We start from the raw sequence: 5,572 nt of genomic DNA on the forward strand, positions 1-5,572 counted from the left end.
ATTTTTCTGCACTATATCATCTGGCCGGCCGCCATTTCGATTTTGAGATGCTCAGCGGCTTAGATTTGTGCGCTCGTTTTTTTGCTCATTCTCTCGAAAATTTTACTTGACTTTTTTTAGCAGGTCTTCAAACAGGTACTCACGGTTCTGCATGACCATCGAGAACTCGAACGTCAAATAATCGCCGATAGCCTTTTCAAAATCAGCATCTGTGGGAATCTCGTCGTTGAAGTAGTAGAACGAGTGCAGCCACTCATCCTCAGCTTTCACCGTAGACTCAACGCAGAACTTCGACGGCGCTTCAGCGCGCCCATTCCACACATCTAACAGGTGCTGCTTCTTATCCTTTGCAGAATCGCCCTCAACAAGACCTACATGTGCTCGTACCTCGTACCCATCATCACGAAAGTCGATGAATTTGCACACCTTGTCGGCATCGTGCGGCTCATGAGCCGTAAACACAGCAATAACTGGGTTCGTTCCCACGCCGTAGAACGTATCCGTGTTGCACGTGATGACACCTTCCAGCGTGTGATTCTTCATGATGCTCTTTTTGAACGCCTGCTCAGCTTTCGATTTACCAGTCATGGAAGACTGCGGAACAATGACTGCTGCACGTGCTCCGACTGTCAGGGAATCCAGCAGATGCTCAATGAACGAAAGCTCATACTGCTCAGGGTCTGCTTTCGTGCCCTGCGAGTAGGGCGGATTCATCAGACCGACCGTTGCGCCCTTCATTTGTACCTGAGCGGGATTCTTGCGCAGAAAATCGCAACATTCGAGATTGCTGTTGCCATCCTTACGTAAAATCATGTTCGCAGCAGCTACGGCAAACATGTTGCTCTGAAGCTCAAAGCCGTGAAGCTGCTTCTTCTTAATGTTCTTCCTCTGCGCATCCGTATCAGCCATCATCAACATACGATGCATGGCAGAAATCAGAAATCCTGCCGTTCCGCACGTCGGGTCGAGTACGGTATCGTTCGGCTGAACATCCACCAGCTCGCACATCAAGTCGCAGATATGACGGGGCGTCAGAATGATGCCGAGCGTTTGTCCATCGCCGCCTGAATAGCTCATGAACTCGCCGTAGAAGCGACCGATGAAATCCTCGCTGGTCTTCTGATACTTGATGTTACGAAATACATGCTCATACAGGAACTCCGTGTAATACTTCAACGGAGTCTTTTTGAGCGTCTCGTTCACCTCGTTCAGGCGGAAGCTGGTCTGCAAGATGGCAAACTCCGCCAGAAGTTTGTCCTTCTTCGCATCGGGACCAACATTGGAGCGCGTCAAACGTCCCCTCACGGCGTTCATCAGCTTGTCTCCATCACGCATTCCCGGCGTTTGGTCGCCAGTCAGCGAGTTAATCGAAAAGCCGCCAAACTCAATTTCATCCAACGCAAGCAGAATACCGGCAACAACCAGCGGCTTGTCTTGGTCCTTCAGAGTGCCATACGTGCGCAGATACTCGTGCAGCTCGGCCGCATCCTTCAAAATCTGCTCCGTGGTCTTCTCGATGTCGGTCGCCTCTTCCAACACATAGCGGGTGTAATACTCGTTAATGTTTTGCTCGGAGAACGAAACAAACGATTCAATATCAGGCAACTGCTTATACCCTTCGCGGTCATCAACCCAAAGGGGCGTGATGATATGATGCTTCGCATCGCCAGAAACGCCAACGGCGAAAACCTTCTTAAACGTCGTATTTTGCGCAATATGCTTTGCATAGAAATACGCACCGTTCACGGCGTAATCGGTCACAGCCTTTACGCTCGTGTCGATAATGCCTGAATCGGTCAATTTAACTTGCTTATCCATATCGGCTTTATCCTCAATAACGAGGACAAAATCACCAATGACAGCCGTATATTCGGGATACCCGGCATTCCCGGTTCCACGTTTCGAGGCGGTTTTCAGTGCTTCGTTGATTTCCTTTACGTCGCTGCCCTGTGCATCAAAATGAATCTTGCACTCATCAAGCTGTGCGGCAACCCATAAATCAGTCTTGACCTCTTTCTTTGCCACTTACTCGTTCACCTCCTCAAGATGCTCCTGAACCCACTCATGGATGATTGCGGCAATCGTCGTCTCGCGCTCCGCAGCCATCATCTTGAGCGCCTTCTTGTCGCTCACGGTGAGCGACAGCGAGAGGGTGGTGCGCTTCTCGTCCGCCGTCGTGTCGGCAACGACGGCCTTCTCTATCTTCTTCTGCTCGGCCTCGCGGTCGGCAGCGTATTTCTCGAACATATTCGCCATAGCTCGACCTCCTTTAATCATTTACACATTTGTACAATTATACATCATAGAGATGCATTTGTCCAGATGGATAGCGCCTCTGACCTGCGGTTATTCCTTTGGGAACCCCGCAGCCTCGCGCACCGTGTCCACCAGAGCAAGAGTCGCCTTCGCCGCCTTGCCGCGTCGGTCGAACTTGACCACGGACTTGCCAGCGGCTCCCGCCTGAACGAACGCCTCGGACTGGGGCAGCGTGGCCACCGTCTGGTCGCCAGCCAGACCCTCGAACCACTCCATGAAGTCGCGGGACGCCTTGAAGCGGTTCCATCCGTTCATCACGTAGACAATCTTCGCGTGACCGTTCTTGAACACCGCCTTGCGCATGCGCATCAGCGGCTCGATGTCCCTCGACGTGGTTCTGGTCGGGATGACCACCACGTCCGCCTCCTTCAGCCAGTCCGCCAGCGCCTCCTGCAAGGCCCCCGGCGTGTCCACCACGGCGACCTGCGCACCGTCCGCCTCATGCGTCTTGTGCAACGTGCCGCCCTGCGTGTCCAAATCGTAGAAGCTCACGGGGATACCGGAGCGCTCGAAGGAGAAGGCAATCTCGTCGGCGACCAAGGACTTGCCCACGCCGCCCTTCTGATTGCATACCAGAATCGTCTTCATATCCTCACCTCGCTATGTATTTAATCAATTACGTATTTCCATATTTAATTATATGAGCCGACAAATGCGTGTTCAACTACCACTTTCGGGGCTTTATCTGGGCTTTTGCTGGTCTCCAAACGGGCTTCACGCCCTCGCTTCGCTCCGCCCGTTCTGCCACGTTTTCCGAATCCGGCTCATAAATGAGCGGGCAACGAAACCCTCGATTTTCCGTCCCTTGCACGTACGTCCATCAACAGCCCTTCTGAAGGTCTCTTCGTAGCCCGCGAGCGGACTGCACCCATACAGGACGCCTGTGGCGTCGGGTGCCTATCCGAAGAGAAAGGAGGTCCGTATATGGACAGAGACCGATTCGAACCCAACAGACCGCAGGAGGAGGCCATGTGGAGGGCGCAGGTGCTCAGGCGCACCGCCCGCATCTGCTCGGCGAAGGCCAAGGAGCTTGAGCGCATGGCGAAAGTAGACGGGAACACCCCCATGCGCGACAGCGGCACCCTGAAGGATGTGCTCAAGCGCATCGACAACGTGATGGAGTGGCGATTCGTGAACGCGCTGGGCGAGGTCGTGCTCGACGGGGACATCCTCGCGGAGAGCATCGACTGCGAGACCCTGCGCACCATGCGCTACTGCGTGGCGGAATACCTCAAGCGAATCGAGGAGAGGGAAGCGGAGGAGGAGAGTGATGAGTGACTACGGCATCAAGACCTACGCCGACCTCGCCGAGACGTGCGGCGGGATGGTGCTCGCAAACGAGATTGCCAGCCGCCCGCTCGAACCCGTGAGCGGGGACTGGGCACCGTGGGACGAGATTTTCCAGTGGTACATCGTGCAGGACCCGTCGTTCCTCATGGAGCACACCGACGAGCCGGTGTTCCACGACGAGGAGCTTGACCTGTACGTGTGGGGAATCACGCACTTCGGGACCAGCTGGGACTACGTGCCAGCACCTGAAATCCATTGAAAAAGGGAGCAGCTTGACGCTGCTCCCTCATCTTTTTGGCTACTCGCCGAACTGCGTGTCCTTGTCCGCCGTCCTCGGAGTGCTTACGCCCGCGCGATGCTCGACTTCCGCGACGCGGCGCCGCATGCGCTCGCGTTTCAGACGCCTCTCGCGCTCGTCCTCGTTGGACAGCGCCTTTTCTGCCGCCTTGAGGCGCTTTTCGGCATCCCACATGTTCTTGCGGGACTCGTAGACGCGCTTCTCTGCCTCCTCGCGCTGCCTGCGACGTTCCTCTGCGAGCACCTGCTGAATCATCATGCGCAGCATCATGGCTGTCATGTCGGCCATCATGCGGGACACGGGGTCCTTGGCGTTGCGCCCCGCCTTGGCGAACACGTGCATGCCGGCCAGAAGTCCCGGACACGGGCTTTGCAGGGTGTCGAGCGCCTCCTTGGAGGCATGAAACTCGCGCCTTGCGGCGTCCACGTCCTCGCGCAGCTTCGCCAGCTGTTCATCCGGGTGGTTCTGCGCCTCCACGAGCTGTTCGTAGCGCTCGTCCATGAAGGGCTTGCCCTCCTCGCGTGAGCGGTGGATGTGCGCCCTTTGAAGGTCGGACGCCATCTCCGACACGTCGGACTGGTCGAGGTCGTACACGTCGAGAGTGGAATCCGTAGAGGGCTGTTCCTCCGGTTCTGCCGTCTCAGGCACGTCGGGAAGGACTTCCGGTGCCGGGGCGTCCTGCTCCTGTGCCTCAAGCCCGCGCTGCTTCTCCTCGAAGTACGCCTCGATGCCCTCGCGGGTCAGGTCGTCGGCGAGGTTGGAGGCACGGCGCCTTCTCTTGCGCTTGCTCTTGCCGTAAAGGTCGTGGGACTTGTAGCTCCAGCCAACGGTCTCCTCGCCGGTCTTCTTGTCAACCTTGCGGGTCTCGGCCAGCTCGACGTCGCGAATCTTCAGCTCCTCAAGGAACTCCTCCATGTTGCTCGCATGGTTGCGGGCGTCCTCCACGCGGTTGCCCAGAAGGCGCTCGAAGGATTCGATGCCGAACTGCTCCTTGCGCTCGGCCCACGTGGTCTTCTCCTTGGCAGGTTCGGGACCCACGACAGTGAACCCCATCTCGCGGCTCAGCCGGTCGTTCTTGCGCTTCACGGTCGCATGGTCGGTGCCGTGCGCGATGGCCGTGCCGGATACCAAATCATGGTTCGCGATGGTCGCATGAACGTGCACGCAGCCGCCCTCGCCGTCGGTGTGGACCGTGACCCAGCAGGGAGCGTTCGGGGCCACCTCCTTGCACAGGAGGTACCCGTATTCGCACGCCCGCTGGATGTCCTCGGGGCTGTCCTTGGAAAGCTCTTCGGGGGACCACGAGACGCGCAGCTCATAGCCCTCGTTTAACCTCGTCCCCTGACTCTGCCTGCGCATGGCGGAGCAGAACCGGATGAAGTCCTCGCGGGTGCCCATGTCGCCCATCTGCGCGGCGATGCGGTTCGTCCCCTCGCGGATATTACGCGTGCGCTTCTTTCCCTCTCCAAGTTCCGTGTACGACATGCGCCCACGGACGTTCGGCAGGGGCTGGATGTGCGTCGTTGACATCAGCTTCCACCCCCTATTACAATAAATTTGGACAGGAAAGCCGGGCAGCCAGTCCGGCTTTCCCTCCATCTCGTGCCTAAGCTACAATAAGAGGAGCAACTGGCTGACGTTCACTCCCTTGGGCTTCGTATGTCCGCT

At 57.1% G+C, this 5,572-nt stretch carries 6 protein-coding genes; 2 read left to right on the plus strand and 4 right to left on the minus strand.

Annotation, left to right across the window (positions count from 1 at the left end):
• Positions 1 to 102: 102 nt before the first annotated feature.
• The 3 genes from EJL02_RS13845 to EJL02_RS13855 form a co-directional block, all read right to left on the minus strand.
• Complete coding sequence (locus EJL02_RS13845) at positions 103 to 2,025, minus strand: HsdM family class I SAM-dependent methyltransferase (protein WP_125116943.1); 1,923 nt, start codon at positions 2,023 to 2,025, stop codon at positions 103 to 105.
• The gene (locus tag EJL02_RS13850) at positions 2,026 to 2,256 is read right to left on the minus strand and encodes a hypothetical protein (protein ID WP_125116944.1); all 231 of its coding nucleotides are present in this window, start codon (positions 2,254 to 2,256) and stop codon (positions 2,026 to 2,028) included.
• Positions 2,257 to 2,346: 90 nt separating this feature from the next.
• Positions 2,347 to 2,904: a ParA family protein gene (locus EJL02_RS13855; RefSeq protein WP_125116945.1), complete on the minus strand. Its 558-nt coding sequence runs from the start codon at positions 2,902 to 2,904 to the stop codon at positions 2,347 to 2,349.
• Positions 2,905 to 3,285: 381 nt separating this feature from the next.
• On the opposite strand from EJL02_RS13855, the gene EJL02_RS13860 reads away from it, so the two are divergent.
• The gene (locus EJL02_RS13860) at positions 3,286 to 3,594 is read left to right on the plus strand and encodes a cAMP-binding protein (protein WP_243114526.1); all 309 of its coding nucleotides are present in this window, start codon (positions 3,286 to 3,288) and stop codon (positions 3,592 to 3,594) included.
• Positions 3,587 to 3,865, plus strand: coding sequence for a hypothetical protein (locus tag EJL02_RS13865; protein ID WP_125116947.1), 279 nt, complete (start codon positions 3,587 to 3,589; stop codon positions 3,863 to 3,865). The genes EJL02_RS13860 and EJL02_RS13865 overlap by 8 nt, the downstream gene beginning before the upstream one ends.
• Positions 3,866 to 3,904: 39 nt before the next feature.
• Here EJL02_RS13865 and EJL02_RS13870 read toward each other — a convergent pair whose 3' ends face one another.
• Positions 3,905 to 5,434: a relaxase/mobilization nuclease domain-containing protein gene (locus EJL02_RS13870; RefSeq protein ID WP_125116948.1), complete on the minus strand. Its 1,530-nt coding sequence runs from the start codon at positions 5,432 to 5,434 to the stop codon at positions 3,905 to 3,907.
• Positions 5,435 to 5,572 lie beyond the last annotated feature (138 nt).

The sequence above is a fragment of the Agathobaculum sp. Marseille-P7918 genome (genome assembly GCF_900625105.1).
GTDB lineage: Bacteria > Bacillota > Clostridia > Oscillospirales > Butyricicoccaceae > Agathobaculum.